The following is a 16,229-nucleotide window of genomic DNA, read 5'->3' as shown; positions in this document are numbered from 1 at the left end:
CCGAACACAGAAGTTAAGCTCTTAAACGTCGAAGGTACTGATACATCTCGTATTGGGAGAATAGAAAACAGCCAAACAAACCACTCGCAAGAATGGTTTTTTGTTTATATAAATAATTATATTTTGAATTTGTTGTGAAAGTTCAGAGCCTAACAGCAAAAATAAATAAACAAGTATGGTTTTTAAGACTTATTGAATATGAACCACAGAAGTTCATGACCTAACAGCAATCTGAGATTGCGTCGTAGGTCAGATGCTAAGAAACTCCATTTGTGAAACAAATGGCAAGTTTCGACAGCGAAAGTTCCTAAACGTCGAAGGTACTAGTACATCTCGTATTGGGAGAATAGAAAACAGCCAAACAAATCAAAATCACTCGAAAGAGTGATTTTTTTGTTTAAAGTTCAGAGCCTAACAGCAAAAATAAATAAACAAGTATGGTTTTTAAGACTTATTGAATATGAACCACAGAAGTTCATGACCTAACAGCAATCTATGATTGCGTCGTAGGTCAGATGCTAAGAAACTCCATTTGTGAAACAAATGGCAAGTTTCGACAGCGAAAGTTCCTAAACGTCGAAGGTACTGGTACATCTCGTACTGGGAGAATAGATAATAGCCAAACAAAAAAATCATCCCAATGAATGGATGATTTTTTTGTTTTAACAACTAAAGTTGAAGAGTAAAAACTCTTCGACTTTTTTTATAAAAGTCGAAATATAAAACTGATGGAAACAGTTTTTAAATTTTTTTATTCTCAGTTGTCAAATATTTAAGCAGGTTTCTTTTCAAAAAGTGTTTCTTTCGGATCGCCTGTTTTATAAAATAATACAATCAAAAATATTACTGTTATAGAAATGAAAGCAAAACAATAACTTCTGCTAATTCCGAATTCCTTTATTATAAATGTAACTAACGGATCACTTAGTATAAATGCAATTTGTACAATTACATTTTTTATTGATAATATTGTAGATTTGTAGTGTAAATCAGTTTTTGAATTTATATACATTGAAAACAGTAAGTAAAAGTAGCCTGTTATAAATCTATATATTGCATAAAAAAACATGGAAACAAAAAAATTTTTCGAAATCCACATCACAAATGTAGAAATCATTAAAAATAAAAAACAGTATTTAAGTTTTACCATGGGATTATATTTTTTTAAATAAATTTGATGAAATTTTGTTCCGAACATACTAATTATATTTGCAATCATATACATAATTCCGATATATTTTGAATTTATTTTGAAAAAGTCCAGATACTCGGGAAAATAAATTGCAACTTGCGGTATGGAAATATATGAAAGTAATAATATTAGAAATATGAAAACTTGTTTTTTAAAAATAAAAAAAGCAGTTTTAAAATTTACATTTTCTATTTGAACTTTTTCTTTTTCAGTATTTATATGTTTCTCAGATATCGATAGATACAAAAATAAATTCAATATTGATAAAACCATCGAAATTAAAAATGGAAGTCGTATATTGATATTGTATATAAAGCCTATTATGAGTCCACCGAGAATGTTTGAAATTCCACTTGATATTGATGAAATTTCAAACACTTCTTCTTCTCTTTCAAGTAAGTTCATTAACAAAACACTATTTGCTCCGGACATTCCTGCATCTCCAATAGCCATAAAAATTGCACATATTAAAAATTGGAAAAAACTCGTACTGAAAAATAATCCGACTAGAGAGAGTTATCATAACAGAACCGATGCATACACTTAATTTCGGAGATTTTTTATCTGCAAACAGTCCAAAAGGAATTTCAAAAATTATATTACTTATACTGGTTACTGAAAAAATAATACCTATTTTGAATATGTCTATTCCAAAATTTTTATAAAATAAAAAAATTATTGGAGAATAGAATAAAATAAAATTAGAAATGAAAGTAATTAAATAAACTTTAAATTTATTAGTATTATTTATTTTAAGAAATTTATATTCTAAAACTGACATCTATCATCTCTCCTGTTTTCTATATTCAACGTTTTTTGCTGTTTTATTCTTTCAGCAGGACATCCTCCATTACAAAAAAAGTTTAATTTACAATTATCACAACAAGGATCTTTGTTTTTTAAATTTCTATAATACTCTAAATCTTTATTGTTATTCCATACATATTTTATTGTTTTTTTAAAAACATTATTTGTGTTTTTATTTAAATGTGTATGTGCAGGACACCCAGAAATCACACTATTACTCAGAATTTCTAACTTTGTTTGACCAACTTCACATCCATATTCTAATTTTTGTATATTAGAAACTTTTATATCATTATATGCTAAATAATCATATGCAAAATACAACATACAACCCTCTATCTTTAAGTTTATTTTTAAATTATTTTTAACAATAAATTTATAAAGATCTTCTTTCAAATTTTTTATTTTTAAAAAATCTTCTTTTACAGAATTATATTTACTTTTAGTTTTAACAAATACAGCAATCGTAAATTTTTTAATATTGTATTTTTCTAAAAAAATAAGCATGTTTTCTAAATCTTTGTAACTTTGGTTTATGTTTTATAATACTGGCATTGTATTTTAAGTATATCGTATCATAATTCGAATAAAAAATCAAAATTATTTATAATATATTTCAAATAATTTTTTGTACAAAATATTAAACTAAAATATAAATTTAATTTATAAAAAGAACTATATTCAAACTAATTTGAATTTTCATTTTATTTTAAGTATAATATACATTATATATAAATTTAATAAAATTATTATAGAAAAAAAGGAGTAAATATGTTCGATGTTTATAAATTTTTTGATATGGTTTTAAGTCAAAATGCTTTGGAGATTAAAAAATTTTTTAATGAAGATGCTTATATTGATTGGCATAATACTAATGAAAGATTTACTGTTGATGAGTTTATTGAAGTTAATTGCACTTATCCTGATAAATGGGGTGGAGAAGTTGAAAGGGTTGAACAAATCGGAAATTTAATTATTGCAGTTGCAAAAGTAATAAATGTTTTTGATAAATCTTCATTTTATGTTAATTCCTTTATACTACTAGAAAATGGGAAAATTTCAAAACTTGATGAATATTGGGGAGATAATGGGAAAATTCTTCAATGGAGAATTATTAAAAATATAGGAGTTAAAATAAAGTAATGAATTCATTTTGCAAAAATAAAAAACAAGCTGATTATGTTAAATTAATTTTTTTAGTTATTATGTTTTTATTGAGTTTTGTGTTTAAAGCCTCTACTAGAGATTATATTTTACTTATTGTTTTAGTATTAGTTGAATTTGCTTTTAAGATAGGATTTAATTATATTAATTCTATAAGTTATACAATTTCAAATAAATTTCACAAAAATATTTTAAAAATGTTGAATATTATAAATTTTGAATTTGATTTCTTCTTTGTATATATATTTTTTGATTCAATATTAGGATTGAATGTTAAATACTTTATTGGAATTTTATTTGCTATTTTGGTTATTAGTATATTTATTTTTTCCTTTTTTATTTCTTTAAATTTAAAATATGAAGTTTTGACATTTAGAATGGCTAATGAATCAGATAGAGAAAGTATTTTAGAAATATATCTTGACGGAGTAGAAGCTTTAAAAGCTGACGGAGTTGACCAATGGCAAGGTAAGTATATTCCAAGTTTTAAAGATATTGATGAACATTTAGGTATAGATTTGTATGTGTTAGAATATCATAGAAGGATTGTTTCTACAGTTTGTTTAGTAGAAGGGATAGATAAAGATTATGAAAAAATCAATGGCAAATGGAATACTTCTATTCCTTATATTAGTATTCATAAGGTTGCAACTTCAAATGAATACAAAAAGCAAAGTTTTGCAAAAAAGATGATGAACTATGTCGAAAATTTTGCAAAAAGAAAGAAAATGGATTTAAGAATTGATACACATAAAGACAATAAAAAGATGAGAAATTTTATTTTATCCTGTGGTTATAAATATACTGGAGAAGTAGTATTGCAAGGGGAACTTGAAAGACTTGCTTATGATAAAAAGGTTATTTAAATAAAATATGAAAAAAGGTTAGAGTTTTTAGTTCTCTAACCTTTTGTTGTTTATTGTGAAACAACAAGGTTCCCGGGCACCCACCCGATGCGAAGCATCGTGGAAGGGTGGGGTTATTATTAATGTGTTGCTCCGCCTTCTACTTTAATGTCTTCTTTGTTTTCAACGATAGCTTCGATTGCATATTCCAATCCTTTAGCAATCATTTCTAAAGGCATTGATGGCATATTTCTCTTATCTACAACTTGTTCTGGTAAAAATGGAATATGAATAAATCCTGTTCTCATATTCGGATATTTTGTATTTGCAAGATGTGCCATTCCATAGCAAACATGGTTACAAACAAATGTTCCAGCTGTGTTTGAAACAGATGCAGGAATTTTGTTTTCAATCATTTTTTGAACCATTGCTTTTATAGGAATAGTTACAAGATAAGCATCTGGACCATCTTCAGCAATTTTTTCATCAATTGGTTGATTTCCTTCATTATCTTTTATTCTAAAATCATCCATATTTATTCCAACTCTTTCAACTGATATATCAGTTCTGCCGCCTGCTTGTCCGATATTTATTACTACATCAGGTTTTTCAGCTTCAATAACTTCTTCAAGTTTTTTAAGACTTTTTCTTGCTACTGTTGGAATTTCTACTTTAATTATTTTTGCCCCTTTAATTTCGTCTGGTAATAATTTTACAGACTCAATTGCAGGATTAATTTTTTCTCCACCAAATGGGTCAAATCCACTAACTAAAATTTTCATTATATTACCTCCTAAAATGCTAATAATAACATAAGCACGATATTAACTAAAATCATAGCAAAAGCCATAGGTGCCTGTGTTTTTATAATCGTATATTTATCTTTGGTTTCTAAAATTGCACCTGGAACGATATTGAAGTTTGCAGCCATAGGAGTTAATAGTGTTCCACAGTAACCTGAAGTCATACCTAGAGCTCCTACTACAGCAGGATTTCCACCTTGAGCGATTACAAAAGGGATACCAACACCGATTGTGATTACAGTAAATGCAGCAAAAGCATTACCCATAATCATAGTAAAGATTAGCATACCTAAACAGTAAGCTACAACTCCGGCGACTCTTCCACCACCACCAACAACACTTCCTGCGACATCGCCAATTATGTTACCTACACCTGCTGCTGTAAACACGATTCCAAGTGCTCCTAAAAGTTGAGGTAATAAACTTGATGCTCCTACTTGCATTAAGAGTCTAGAAGTATCTTCTTTCATATCTTCAACTTTAGGTTTAGCAATTATAATAGCTAGAATTAAAGCAATTATTGCCGAAATTCCTAAAACTTGTGCAGTTGAAAAGCCGAAAATTAAATCTTTACCTTTAGCATCCGTTCCAATTACAATTTTAAAAGATTTAAATTGTGACATGAAAAATCCGAGTCCTGCCATAATCAATGCGGGAATAAAAATTTTCCAACCAATTTTATTTGCATTTTTTCTTCTTTCTTCTTCTGATGGTGGATTAAATTCTCCGATTTTAACTTGTTTTGTAAGAGTAAGCAATCCACAAGTTACAAGCATAGCACCAACAATAACTCCACCTTGTTTAGGAAGGTATTTAACTAAAAATCCTCCACATGCAAATATAATTCCAACTAAAAACCAAAATAAAAACGTACCAATTCTTGCTTCTTTATTCTTCAAAGCTCTAAAAGCTGTTAAGATTGAAATTAACCCACAAAGAATATAAATGAATTCATCGATAAAAAATGTATTACTACTTATCCACTTTAACATTTTTTTCACCTTCCTTTCTAAGTTTCATTTCAAATAAGAAACATTGAATAACTGATAAAATAATCATTGCAATACCTGCAAATAAAGAATAGTAAGCTATATCGGAGCCCTCTACAGCATACCCCTTATCTTTAAGTGTAGAAGCTATAAGTAAAACACCTGAAGCAACAGGAAACACATTTTGTCCAAAGAAGTTACCATAGTTTTCAACAGCACCAGCTAAACCCTTTAGATCTTCTAGTTTAGTTTCAGTAAGGTCAACTGTCTTAGTTGCAGCACCTTCTGCCATTGGTAAAATTAGAGGTCTTACAAATTGAACATGACCACCTAGACGCAAAGAGAATATTGCAGCAATCCAGCGAATAAATAAATATAACCAGATAACTAAACCTGCACTTGCACCTCTAATTTTTCGTATTCCGTCTGCAGCCTTTTCTTTAAGACCATTTCTTTCCATAATACCTATTACAATAAGTGTTGTAAAGAATAAACTCATATACCTATTTTCGACAAATCCTTTACCTATAATGTCTAAAATTTCAATAATACTTTTACCACCGGCAAGACCTGTTGCGAAACCTGCAATTAAAACTACAGAAATTACATCAAGTTTTAATACAAAACCCACAACAATGATTACAATACCAATTAAAACTAAATAGTTTTGCATAGTTCCCTCCTATAGAATTTATTATTACTTATTCTTAGGAAAAACCATTTGCTTCAGCACTGCAATCAAACAGTTTTTTCTAATATATAAGTAACTAAGTATTAGTATATCATAATTTTTAATATTTTGAAATAGGATTTTAGCTATATTTAGACTATATTTTATGTTTTAATTGATAAAGATTTTTAATAAAAAAGTTAAAATGCTATATTTATTTTTTAATAAATATGTTGTTTAAGATAAATTAATCGCTTATATAATTTAAACGATAAAACTTATTAAAAAATATAATTAATTTAGATATTTTTGTTGAAATTTGAGCAAAATTTGACAATATAGCTACATTGATATATAATACTAATAGGGTTATGCCTTATGATAAACCTATTAGAAGAGTGATTCGATTAAGATTTAATGGTAATGTTTATATTAAATAAAGATTTTTTCACGAAGGAGGATAATATGATTTATTTTGATAATGCAGCGACAACAAAAAATAAACCTGTAGAAGTTATTGATGCAGTTGTAAACGCAATGAAAAACTTTGGGAACTCCTCTCGTGGAGTTTATGAGGAGAGTTTAAGTGCTGATAGAATAGTTTTTGAAACCAGAAAAAAAATAGCAAAGATGTTTAATGTTGGAAATTCTCGTCAGGTAGTTTTTACAAAAAATGCAACAGAAAGTTTAAATATTGCAATAAATGGATTATTTTTAGAAAATGACCATATAATAACTTCTGTTTCAGAACATAATTCTGTTTTAAGACCTATACATTATTTAAAGGAAAAAGGTTTAGAAGTTAGTTATATAGGTGTTTCTGAAAAAGGAGTTTTGAATTTCGATGAAATTCCATCTTTGATAAAAGCAAATACTAAGGCAATAGTTTTAACACATGCATCCAATGTTACTGGAAATATTACTGACTTAAAAAAATATGGGGATTTTTGTAGAAATAATAATCTTCTTTTTGTCGTGGATGCTTCTCAAACAGCAGGTGCATTTGATATTGATATGAAAGAGATGAATATTGATGTGCTTTGTTTTACAGGGCACAAGTCAATGCTTGGACCACAGGGAACGGGTGCTTTATGTGTGAGAGAAGAAGTGTATATAAGACCTTTTATGGTTGGTGGAAGTGGAACTCATAGCTATGATGAATTTCAACCGGATAAGATGCCAACAAGACTTGAGGCTGGGACTTTAAATTCACATGGAATAGCTGGGCTTCATGCATCTATTGACTATCTTTTAAAAAATAAAATTGAAGACTTAACAAAAAGAGCTTTAGACCTTTCAAGGAAATTTTATGATGGGGTAAGTAAATTTTCTGAAGTTAAGGTTTATGGAGATTTTGAAACTGACCTTAGAGCTCCAATAGTATCTTTAAATATTTTAGATATGGACTCTTCTGAAGTTAGCAGTATTTTATATGAAGAGCATAAAATTTCAACAAGGCCAGGAGCTCATTGTGCACCTCTTATTCACAAGGCACTTGGAACTGTTGAACAGGGTATGGTTAGATTTAGCTTTTCTCATTCGAATACTTTTGATGAGGTCGAGCTTGCTATAAACGCGATTAAAAAAATTATAGATGATAGGAGGTAATCAAATGCGTTTTTTTAACACAAAAAAAGGGTTGTTGACTTTGGGAATTATCGCTGGTCTTGGAGCAGCTTTACTTGCATATTTAGGCAATCCTAAAAATATGGCTTTTTGTATAGCTTGTTTTATTAGAGATACTGCTGGAGCTATGAAATTCCATAATGCAGAAGTAGTTCAATATTTTAGACCGGAAATTGTAGGAATTATTTTAGGTTCATTTTTAATTTCATTATTTACAAAAGAGTACAGATCTACGGCAGGTTCATCACCTGTTATTAGATTTTTCTTAGGGGTAATAATGATGGTTTGTGCATTAGTATTTTTAGGTTGTCCTTTAAGAATGATATTAAGAATGTCAGCAGGAGATATAAGTTCTTATGTAGGACTTGTAGGATTTGCAGCGGGTATTGCAACAGGTGCATTCTTCTTGAGAAAAGGCTTTAGCTTAGGAAGATCATACACAATAAAAAAAGAAAATGGATATGTTTTACCAATAGTTGTAGCAGGATTATTTGCTTTAGTTATTACCGTTCCATCTCTTTATGCTTTTAGTCAAAAAGGTCCTGGAAGTATGCATGCAGTATGGTATGCTTCATTAGGAGTAGGACTTATGTTTGGTGTGATTGCTCAAAGAAGTAGAATGTGTTTTGCTGGATCACTTAGAGATATTATTTTACTAAAAGATTTCAGATTATTTTCAGTTATTGGCGGAATTTTTATCGTTATGTTAATTTATAATCTAGCTACAGGAAACTTTAAATTTGTCGCTTTCGGACCAATCGCTCATGCTCAAACAATTTGGAATATATTATCTATGTATGCTGTTGGTTTCTGTGCAGTATTACTTGGAGGTTGTCCATTAAGACAATTAGTTCTTGCCGGAACAGGTTCTTCAGACTCAGTTATAACTGTATTGGGAATGTTTGTAGGAGCTGCCTTTGCTCATAACTTTAATTTAGCTGGAGGAGCTGCTGCAGTTGAAAATGTGGAAAAAGGAATCAAAGCAGCTGCAGGGGGACCTAGAACAAATGGACAAATATTTGTTATTGTTTCAATAGTTGTTCTATTTATTGTAGCTTTCTGTGGATTGAGAAAAGAAAAGAATAGATAAAATTTAAGGAGATTGATATGAAAGAATTAGACGTTAGAGGATTATCTTGCCCGGAACCGGTTTTAATTTTACAAGATGCCCTTAAAGAAAATAAAAATGAAACTTACAAAGTCTTAGCTAGTGAAGCACATGTTGTAAAAAATATTACTCATTTTGCAAATAGTCAAGGCAAGAAAACTTCTGTAAAAGAAGTTGGATTAGACTTTGAAATTATTGTAGAATAATGAAAGAGACTAAGCTGTATACAACATTCTATACGACTGCAGAGGCAATGGCAACTGAAAGTGTATGTAAAGAAAATAACCTTTCAGGAAAACTTGTCCCTGTACCAAGACTTTTATCAGCAGGTTGTGGAATTGCTTGGGAATGTAGTCCTATTTTAAAGCCAAGTCTTTTAGAACTTTTGGAGAAAGAAGATATAGAATGGGAAGAATGTAAAGAAATTTAGATTTAAGGAGAATTTTCTGCTTTTTAAAATTTTCAGTTAAATATAATTATAAATAGTCATCTTAAATTTAAGATGACTATTTCATATTTTAAAAATTATAAATTAAAGTTTGACATTAGTATTTAATTACTATATACTAAAATTCATATATTTATTTGTTGTGAGGTAGAAGTTTTGATAAAGAATTTGGAAATAAAAGAAAGAAATTATGGAATTGATTTGCTTCGAATAGTTACAATGTTTATGATTGTAAATTTACATGTTTTTTGGTATGGAGAAATTTTATGGAGCAATAATCTGTATTTTTTTAGTGCAAAATATAATATTGTATGGCTTTTAGAGATAATTTGTTATGTGGCTGTGAACTGTTATGCCTTAATTTCAGGTTTTGTAGGAATAGAATCCAGATACAAATATTCTAATATAGTTTTATTATGGTTAAGAGTTGTTTTTTATTCTATTTCTCTTTACTTGATTGGCTGTATTTTTGGAATTGTAGATTTTAATTTTAAAACTCTTGTAACATTTTGTTTTCCAGTTGTAAATTCAAAATATTGGTATTTTACAGCATATTTTTGTCTGTTCTTCTTTATGCCTATATTAAATTCTGCCTTACAAAATATGGACTATAAAGTTCTCAAGAACACAATTATCATGATTATAATTGTAAATTCTGTCTTACCTTTTATTTATGCAGGAGATATTTTCCTTACAAGGAATGGCTCAAGTTTTGTATGGCTAATGGTATTATACTTAATTGGTGGATTTATCAAAAAATACAATTTGCATAATAAGTTTTCTAATAGGTCTATGATGATTTTATTTATCTTTTGTATTATTTTGGAATTAGGAAGTGCATGTTTAACAAGTTATTTGGATTTAAAAGGTTTTAAAGATTTTAAATATACTTTAATCTCCTACACATCTCCTACCATGCTTTTATCAGGAATAGCCTTACTAATAATATTTTCAAAGTTGAAAGTTAAATCGTGGAGAAAAATAATAGCATTTCTTTCACCACTTTGTTTTTCAGTTTATTTAATTCATGAACATGAAGTGATTAGCAAAAGATTTATTGCTGGAAGATCTGCAACCTTTTTAAATTATCCAACTTTTAAAATGTTACTTTATATAATAATAACAGATATTGCAATATTTGTAGGATGTATATTTATTGATTATTTTAGAGAAAAATTATTTAAAAAATTAGAATTAAAAAAGAGATTAAGTTTTATTGATAAAAATTAGGTGAAAGCCTAATTTTTTTATGTAAAATTTTGGATTTTTTATTAAAAATATGATAAAATAAAGCTTGTATGAATGGAGGAAATATGGGCTTAAGATTTTGTCCGCTTTTTAGCGGGAGTGACGGGAATTGTTGCTTTTTAGAAGTTGATAATAAAAGATATTTAATAGATGCAGGTTTTAGTGGGAAGAAAATTGAATGTAATTTAAAACAATTGGGAGTTGATCCAAGTACGATTGATTTAATATTTTTAACTCATGAACATATTGATCATATAAGGGGTGCTGGAGTACTTTCCAGACGTTATGATATCAAGATTTGTTCTAATGTTGAAACACTAGAGGCTGGAGCATCTAAATTAGGTAAAATTAAAGATGAAAATATTGTTGTTATTGGCACTGAAAAGAAGCACAGATTTTCTCTTTTTGATTTATATACCTTGGAAATTTCTCACGACTGTGCGAGAGGAATGGGCTTTGTTTTTAATACAGATTATGGGAAAGTAAGTCTTTTAACTGATACGGGAATTATTACAAACCATATGAAAGACAAAATTAAAGGTTCAAAGATTTTTTATTTTGAGGCAAATCACGACTTAGAAATGCTTAAAAACGGACCTTATGACTACAATTTAAAACAGAGAATTCTAGGAGAATTCGGGCATATTTCGAATGTTACAAGTGGAAATGTACTCTCCGAAGTTGTAACTGACAAATGCAAAAAGGTATATCTTGGACATTTAAGTGAAACAAATAATGAAGAAAAACTTGCTTATGACGAAGTTTTTGGAATTTTAGATAAAGAAAATGTAATTCAATATACGAATTTAGAAGTTGCAAGAAGATTTGACAACAGCAGTATAACGGAAGTGTAATATGAATATAAAAATTTTATGTGTAGGAAAGTTATCCGAAAAATTTTTTAAAGATGCTTGTGATGAATATAAAAAGAGAATTTCAGCCTTTTCAAAAATTGAAATCATAGAAATTCCAGAAGAAAAAATTTTGACACAAACACCTAGTAAATTGGAAATTGAAAATGTATTAAAAAAAGAAGAGGGAAGAATTTTAAATAAAATTTCAGACTCCGATTTTGTAATTACCCTTGAAATTCTAGGGAAATCAATAGATAGTGAAGACTTTTCACAATTTTTAGAAGGTAAAATGAATGACGGAAATTCAAAATTTATATTCGTAATCGGTGGAAGTTTCGGACTTGGAGATGAAATAAAGAAAAGAAGTAATTTTAAACTTTCTTTTTCAAAATTTACACTCCCTCACCAACTATTTAGAGTTGTGTTATTGGAACAAATCTACAGAGCTTTTAAAATTATGAACAATCAAATATATCATAAATAGGAGAAATATGGAAAATAAGGAAATAAAAGATATAATGGAAAATAGAGAGAATAATTTACAGGCAACTTGTCCTGTTCTTTTTCCTGAAAACGAAAGAGCTGAGCTTAAAGATATTGAAAGGTCGCTGATAAAAAGATATAGAAAACATATTTGGTCAAAATTTGTAAAGGCGATTAAAGAATACAATTTAATAGAAGACGGAGATAAGATTGCAGTTGCGATTTCAGGTGGAAAAGACAGCTTAATTATGGCAAAGCTTTTTCAAGAACTTAAAAAGAATGGGAAAGATAATTTTGAACTTGAATTTATTGCAATGGATCCGGGTTATCATCCGTCAATAAAAGAGTTGCTTTTAGAAAATGCAAGTTATCTTGAAATTCCTCTTACATATTATCCTGCTGATATTTTTGCAGTTGCAGACAAAATTGCAGGTGATTATCCTTGCTATATGTGTGCAAGAATGAGAAGAGGCTCACTCTATGCGAAAGCTAAAGAGCTTGGTTGTAACAAATTGGCATTAGGTCATCATTTTAATGATGTTATTGAAACTACAATGCTTAACTTACTATGCGCAGGTAGTTTTAAGACAATGCCACCTAAACTAAAGGCGAAAAATTTTGAAGATATGGAAATAATAAGACCATTATATCTTATAGAAGAAGAATATATCATAAGGTGGATGAAATCAACAGGACTTATGCCTTTAAATTGCGCTTGTATGGTTGCAGCGAAAAAAATCGGAAACAAAAGATATCAAATAAAGGATTTAATAGAAAATTTGAAAAAAGACTTTAAAAATGTTGATAGCTCTATATTTAGAGCAGCAGAAAATGTAAATATAAATTTACTATTGGGATATGAAATAAATGGACATAAAGTCGATTTCAACGAAAAATACGAAAATGACAATCCGTTTTATGAATAGAATATTTATATCAATTATGGGAGAATGAATATGAAAAATAATGTTTATATTACTGGAGTTTGTGGAACTGTAGGATTAGAGTTGGCAAAATACTATATAGATAAAGGCTTTTATGTTATTGGAACAGATATTAATGAAAATGAGATAGTTGTTGTTGAGAAAAGTATAAAAAATGAAAAAGTAAAATTCATTCCTTTTGATGCTTATTCTGACGAGGCTTTAAATTTAATGGATACTTTAAAACCTGATATTGTTATTCATTCTGCTGTTATAAAAAATACTAAATACAACGAAATTTACCGAGATTATTATCATAATGTTAATGTTGAAAACACTAAGAAATTGATTAATAAAGTGTTAAATTCTGAATACGTAAAAAGATTTATATTTTTATCAAGTGATGAAGCATATAATCCTGTAAACTTTTTTGGAAAAGATAAATTGGAAGTTGAAGAAGTTATCAGGACTGTAAACAGTAACGATAAGATAGTACAAGCTGTTAGATTTCCATTTATACTAGAAAGTAAAGGCTCTGTTTTTCATATATTTAGAAATCAGGCAAAGAATGATTTACCCTTAACAGTTACACATAAAGATATAAAAAAGATAGCTACTGATATAAAAAGTTTCATTGATATTTGGGCTAAATTTGACGATAAAATACTTGAAAATGGTATTTTTAATTTCGAAATTGGAAGAGAAATTTATATATATGAACTTGCTATGGATATAATAAAAGATATGAAATCAAGTAGCAATATAGTAATATCAGGATTAAGAGAAGGAGAAGTTTTAGATAGAAAAATTATTAAATCTAATGAAGAAAAAATCTATGATAGGATTTTTAAACTAAATTAAGTTCTAATTCATCAGATGTAAAAAACTTTTGACAATTAAAAAGTTTAAATGTAAAAGAAATTTGGTATAATTTACGTATTTTATAATAGAATTTTATAAAAAATAGTTATAACAGTGAATTTTTTATTCGCTGTTTTTTTGTTGGAAATTTTAATGTATCTACGATACATTTTAGTTTTGCTTATTCATAAGCAAAACTATGAGATTTCTCCGTTTCGCTATCGCTACAGTCGAAATGACGTATAAGGATAATGCCGCTGTTTAAGTGCTAGACGTTAGTAGTAAACAAACTTCATAAAACACTAAAAAAATATAAATATCAGTTAAAAAATAAAAATAATTTAATAAAACGGAAATTATTAATATGTTGTATAAAAAATAGTTCACGTCATGTTACTTTGCAAAGAAAAGCTTCCAACACGTCATCTCGAGCGTAGTCGAGAGATCTCAATTATTGTTTGTTTACAAACAATAATATTTCTGAAAGAAATCTAAAAAGATTTCAAAATTTTTTAAATTTTACAAAACAAAAAATCCCCAAAAATATATTGACTTTATATACTATACGTTATATAATATAAGTAAGTTAATAATAATTAGGAGAAAGGAGTGCTTATGTTTTCAATTCAAGGAGAAATTTTAGACTTTTGTGTTCTTGCGATAGTTAATCGAAGTGATACTTATGGTTATGAAATTACTCAGAAACTAATGGCTACCATTGAGATTTCGGAGTCAACTCTCTATCCGGTTTTGAGAAGACTTCTAAAAAATGGTCTTTTGGATAGTTATGACGTTGCTTTTGACGGTAGAAACAGAAGATATTATCGTATAACAGTAGCGGGACGAGATGTTTTAAATTTTAATAAGAAAAAATGGAATTTATATGTAGAGCAAGTAAATCAGATTGTTGGAGGTAATGATGAATAGAAGAACTTTTATGCGAAAGCTTATGTCTTATCTAAAAAATATTTCAAGTACAGAAAGACAGAATGTAGAGAATTTTTATAATGAAATGTTTGATGAGCAGGGAATTAGTCTTGATGATGAAGTTCCTGAAAGTTTTGGAAATCCAAGAAAAATCGCAATGGAAATTTTAGCAGAGGATATTGAAATTGAAGAAGAAAGAAATGAAAGACATGGAAAGAAAAGAGGAAGTTTTTGGAAAAAATTATCGCTTGTTGCACTTGGGATTTTCTCATTTCCGTTATTAGTTCCGATTTTTGTAGTAGTTGTTATTTGTTTTGCGCTATGGATTGCATTTTCTGTTGTGAGTTTATTAATTTCTTTAGTTACTTTACCTTTTTCATTTATTTTTAACCCTGAATCAATTCTTACTTGGGGTTGGAGAGTAATTGGATTTATAATTTTAGTGTATATTTTTGCTTGGTTGATAAAGGGACTATACAAGATGCTAGTTAAGGATATTTCAAAAAATCCAGGCAAATATACTAAAAAATATGTTAGAGTTAAATATCAACCTAGTGATGATGAAGATTATGAAATTTATGATGAGGATGAAATGGACTATTCAAATGAAAATATGGATACTTTTTTTGAAGATATTGATGAAATAGAAATTGATTTAAATGCCTTAAGTGCGAAATTTGAAGTCAGTGATGATAAAACAGTAAGAGTGAAATCAAGAAATTTAAAAAGAACTAAATTATATTGTGAAAAATCCCAAAATAAGTTGAAAATTTATAATAAGGGTTTAGTTGGTCGTCTTGATGATAAAGGAATTGTAATTGATGAAGATTTTATTAAAGATTCCTCTCTTACAATCTATGTTCCTGAAGATGTTTCAATTCGTGGAGAAATAAGTGCTTCAAGTATTAAAATGAAAGACTTAGAGCTTAGAGATTTTAAATTGGAAATAAATGCAGGAAATGTAAATTTAAAAAATCTTGAAGTTAAAAACTTTGATGTTGATGTCCATGCAGGAAATATCAAAGGAGATGTTGAATATCAAGATATGTTCGAACTTGATGTACAAGCTGGAAATGCCACACTTGATGTTGATAAATTGTATGGAGAAATAAAATATGAATACAGTGTTGAAATGGGCAGTGTAAAAATTTTCGGAGAATCTTTTGCAGGTTTTGATAAACGCGGAATAAAAAATGGTAGTTCTGAAGTTAATATGAAGATAGAATGTGAAGCTGGAAAAGTTACCATAAATTAAGTTAATAATTTACTTGTAAACTTAAT

18 protein-coding genes are annotated in these 16,229 nt (G+C 28.3%); 13 read left to right on the top strand and 5 right to left on the bottom strand.

Annotated features, from left to right (window positions below; genetic code table 11):
- Nucleotides 1-772: 772 nt before the first annotated feature.
- Both VJI93_RS06600 and VJI93_RS06595 read right to left on the bottom strand, forming a co-directional pair.
- The gene (locus VJI93_RS06600; protein ID WP_235048331.1) at nt 773-1,645 is read right to left on the bottom strand and encodes an MFS transporter; all 873 of its coding nucleotides are present in this window, start codon (nt 1,643-1,645) and stop codon (nt 773-775) included.
- Nucleotides 1,646-1,960: 315 nt separating this feature from the next.
- Nucleotides 1,961-2,506, bottom strand: coding sequence for an SPASM domain-containing protein (locus VJI93_RS06595; protein ID WP_029950590.1), 546 nt, complete (start codon nt 2,504-2,506; stop codon nt 1,961-1,963).
- A 264-nt stretch (nt 2,507-2,770) separates the two neighbouring features.
- Between VJI93_RS06595 and VJI93_RS06590 the strand changes: the two genes are divergently transcribed.
- Together VJI93_RS06590 and VJI93_RS06585 are read left to right on the top strand one after the other, a co-directional pair.
- Nucleotides 2,771-3,142 (top strand): nuclear transport factor 2 family protein, encoded by a 372-nt coding sequence (locus tag VJI93_RS06590; protein ID WP_324000069.1) that lies wholly within the window; start codon nt 2,771-2,773, stop codon nt 3,140-3,142.
- On the top strand, nt 3,142-4,029 hold the full coding sequence (locus VJI93_RS06585) for a GNAT family N-acetyltransferase (RefSeq protein ID WP_324000071.1): 888 nt from the start codon (nt 3,142-3,144) through the stop codon (nt 4,027-4,029). Before VJI93_RS06590 ends, VJI93_RS06585 begins: the two co-directional genes overlap by 1 nt.
- Nucleotides 4,030-4,148: 119 nt before the next feature.
- Here VJI93_RS06585 and pcp read toward each other — a convergent pair whose 3' ends face one another.
- Genes pcp through VJI93_RS06570 form a run of 3 tightly spaced genes read right to left on the bottom strand, consistent with a single transcriptional unit; the run spans nt 4,149 to nt 6,473 of the window.
- Nucleotides 4,149-4,790, bottom strand: coding sequence for a pyroglutamyl-peptidase I (gene pcp, locus VJI93_RS06580; protein ID WP_324000072.1), 642 nt, complete (start codon nt 4,788-4,790; stop codon nt 4,149-4,151).
- A gap of 11 nt (nt 4,791-4,801) precedes the next feature.
- Nucleotides 4,802-5,803, bottom strand: coding sequence for a DUF979 domain-containing protein (locus tag VJI93_RS06575; protein ID WP_324000073.1), 1,002 nt, complete (start codon nt 5,801-5,803; stop codon nt 4,802-4,804).
- Nucleotides 5,784-6,473 (bottom strand): DUF969 domain-containing protein, encoded by a 690-nt coding sequence (locus VJI93_RS06570; RefSeq protein WP_324000074.1) that lies wholly within the window; start codon nt 6,471-6,473, stop codon nt 5,784-5,786. The genes VJI93_RS06575 and VJI93_RS06570 overlap by 20 nt, the downstream gene beginning before the upstream one ends.
- 462 nt (nt 6,474-6,935) lie before the next feature.
- Between VJI93_RS06570 and VJI93_RS06565 the strand changes: the two genes are divergently transcribed.
- From VJI93_RS06565 to VJI93_RS06515, 11 genes are all read left to right on the top strand, one after another.
- Nucleotides 6,936-8,078: an aminotransferase class V-fold PLP-dependent enzyme gene (locus VJI93_RS06565; protein ID WP_324000075.1), complete on the top strand. Its 1,143-nt coding sequence runs from the start codon at nt 6,936-6,938 to the stop codon at nt 8,076-8,078.
- Nucleotides 8,079-8,082: 4 nt separating this feature from the next.
- Nucleotides 8,083-9,186, top strand: coding sequence for a YedE family putative selenium transporter (gene yedE / locus VJI93_RS06560; protein ID WP_324000076.1), 1,104 nt, complete (start codon nt 8,083-8,085; stop codon nt 9,184-9,186).
- Between the two features lie 17 nt (nt 9,187-9,203).
- Entirely contained in the window at nt 9,204-9,410 is a 207-nt protein-coding gene (locus VJI93_RS06555; RefSeq protein WP_004831973.1) for a sulfurtransferase TusA family protein, read from the top strand.
- Complete coding sequence (locus tag VJI93_RS06550) at nt 9,410-9,634, top strand: DUF3343 domain-containing protein (RefSeq protein WP_324000077.1); 225 nt, start codon at nt 9,410-9,412, stop codon at nt 9,632-9,634. The genes VJI93_RS06555 and VJI93_RS06550 overlap by 1 nt, the downstream gene beginning before the upstream one ends.
- A gap of 174 nt (nt 9,635-9,808) precedes the next feature.
- Nucleotides 9,809-10,882, top strand: a complete 1,074-nt coding sequence (locus VJI93_RS06545) for an acyltransferase family protein (RefSeq protein WP_324000078.1) — start codon at nt 9,809-9,811, stop codon at nt 10,880-10,882.
- 83 nt (nt 10,883-10,965) lie between these two features.
- Nucleotides 10,966-11,754 carry an MBL fold metallo-hydrolase gene (locus VJI93_RS06540; RefSeq protein ID WP_324000079.1) on the top strand — a complete coding sequence of 263 codons (789 nt, stop codon included), beginning with the start codon at nt 10,966-10,968 and terminating at the stop codon, nt 11,752-11,754.
- 1 nt (nt 11,755) lies between these two features.
- The gene (rlmH, locus tag VJI93_RS06535) at nt 11,756-12,238 is read left to right on the top strand and encodes a 23S rRNA (pseudouridine(1915)-N(3))-methyltransferase RlmH (RefSeq protein ID WP_324000080.1); all 483 of its coding nucleotides are present in this window, start codon (nt 11,756-11,758) and stop codon (nt 12,236-12,238) included.
- A 7-nt stretch (nt 12,239-12,245) separates the two neighbouring features.
- Nucleotides 12,246-13,163, top strand: coding sequence for a tRNA 2-thiocytidine biosynthesis TtcA family protein (locus VJI93_RS06530; protein WP_004831958.1), 918 nt, complete (start codon nt 12,246-12,248; stop codon nt 13,161-13,163).
- Between the two features lie 30 nt (nt 13,164-13,193).
- Entirely contained in the window at nt 13,194-14,021 is an 828-nt protein-coding gene (locus VJI93_RS06525) for a polysaccharide biosynthesis protein (RefSeq protein ID WP_324000081.1), read from the top strand.
- Between the two features lie 615 nt (nt 14,022-14,636).
- Complete coding sequence (locus VJI93_RS06520; RefSeq protein WP_313961579.1) at nt 14,637-14,948, top strand: PadR family transcriptional regulator; 312 nt, start codon at nt 14,637-14,639, stop codon at nt 14,946-14,948.
- Complete coding sequence (locus VJI93_RS06515; RefSeq protein ID WP_324000082.1) at nt 14,941-16,203, top strand: DUF4097 family beta strand repeat-containing protein; 1,263 nt, start codon at nt 14,941-14,943, stop codon at nt 16,201-16,203. Before VJI93_RS06520 ends, VJI93_RS06515 begins: the two co-directional genes overlap by 8 nt.
- The last annotated feature ends 26 nt before the right edge of the window (nt 16,204-16,229 follow it).

This window comes from Parvimonas sp. M20 (assembly GCF_035282425.1).
Lineage (GTDB): Bacteria > Bacillota > Clostridia > Tissierellales > Peptoniphilaceae > Parvimonas.
This window is presented reverse-complemented; position numbering and strand designations above follow the sequence as displayed.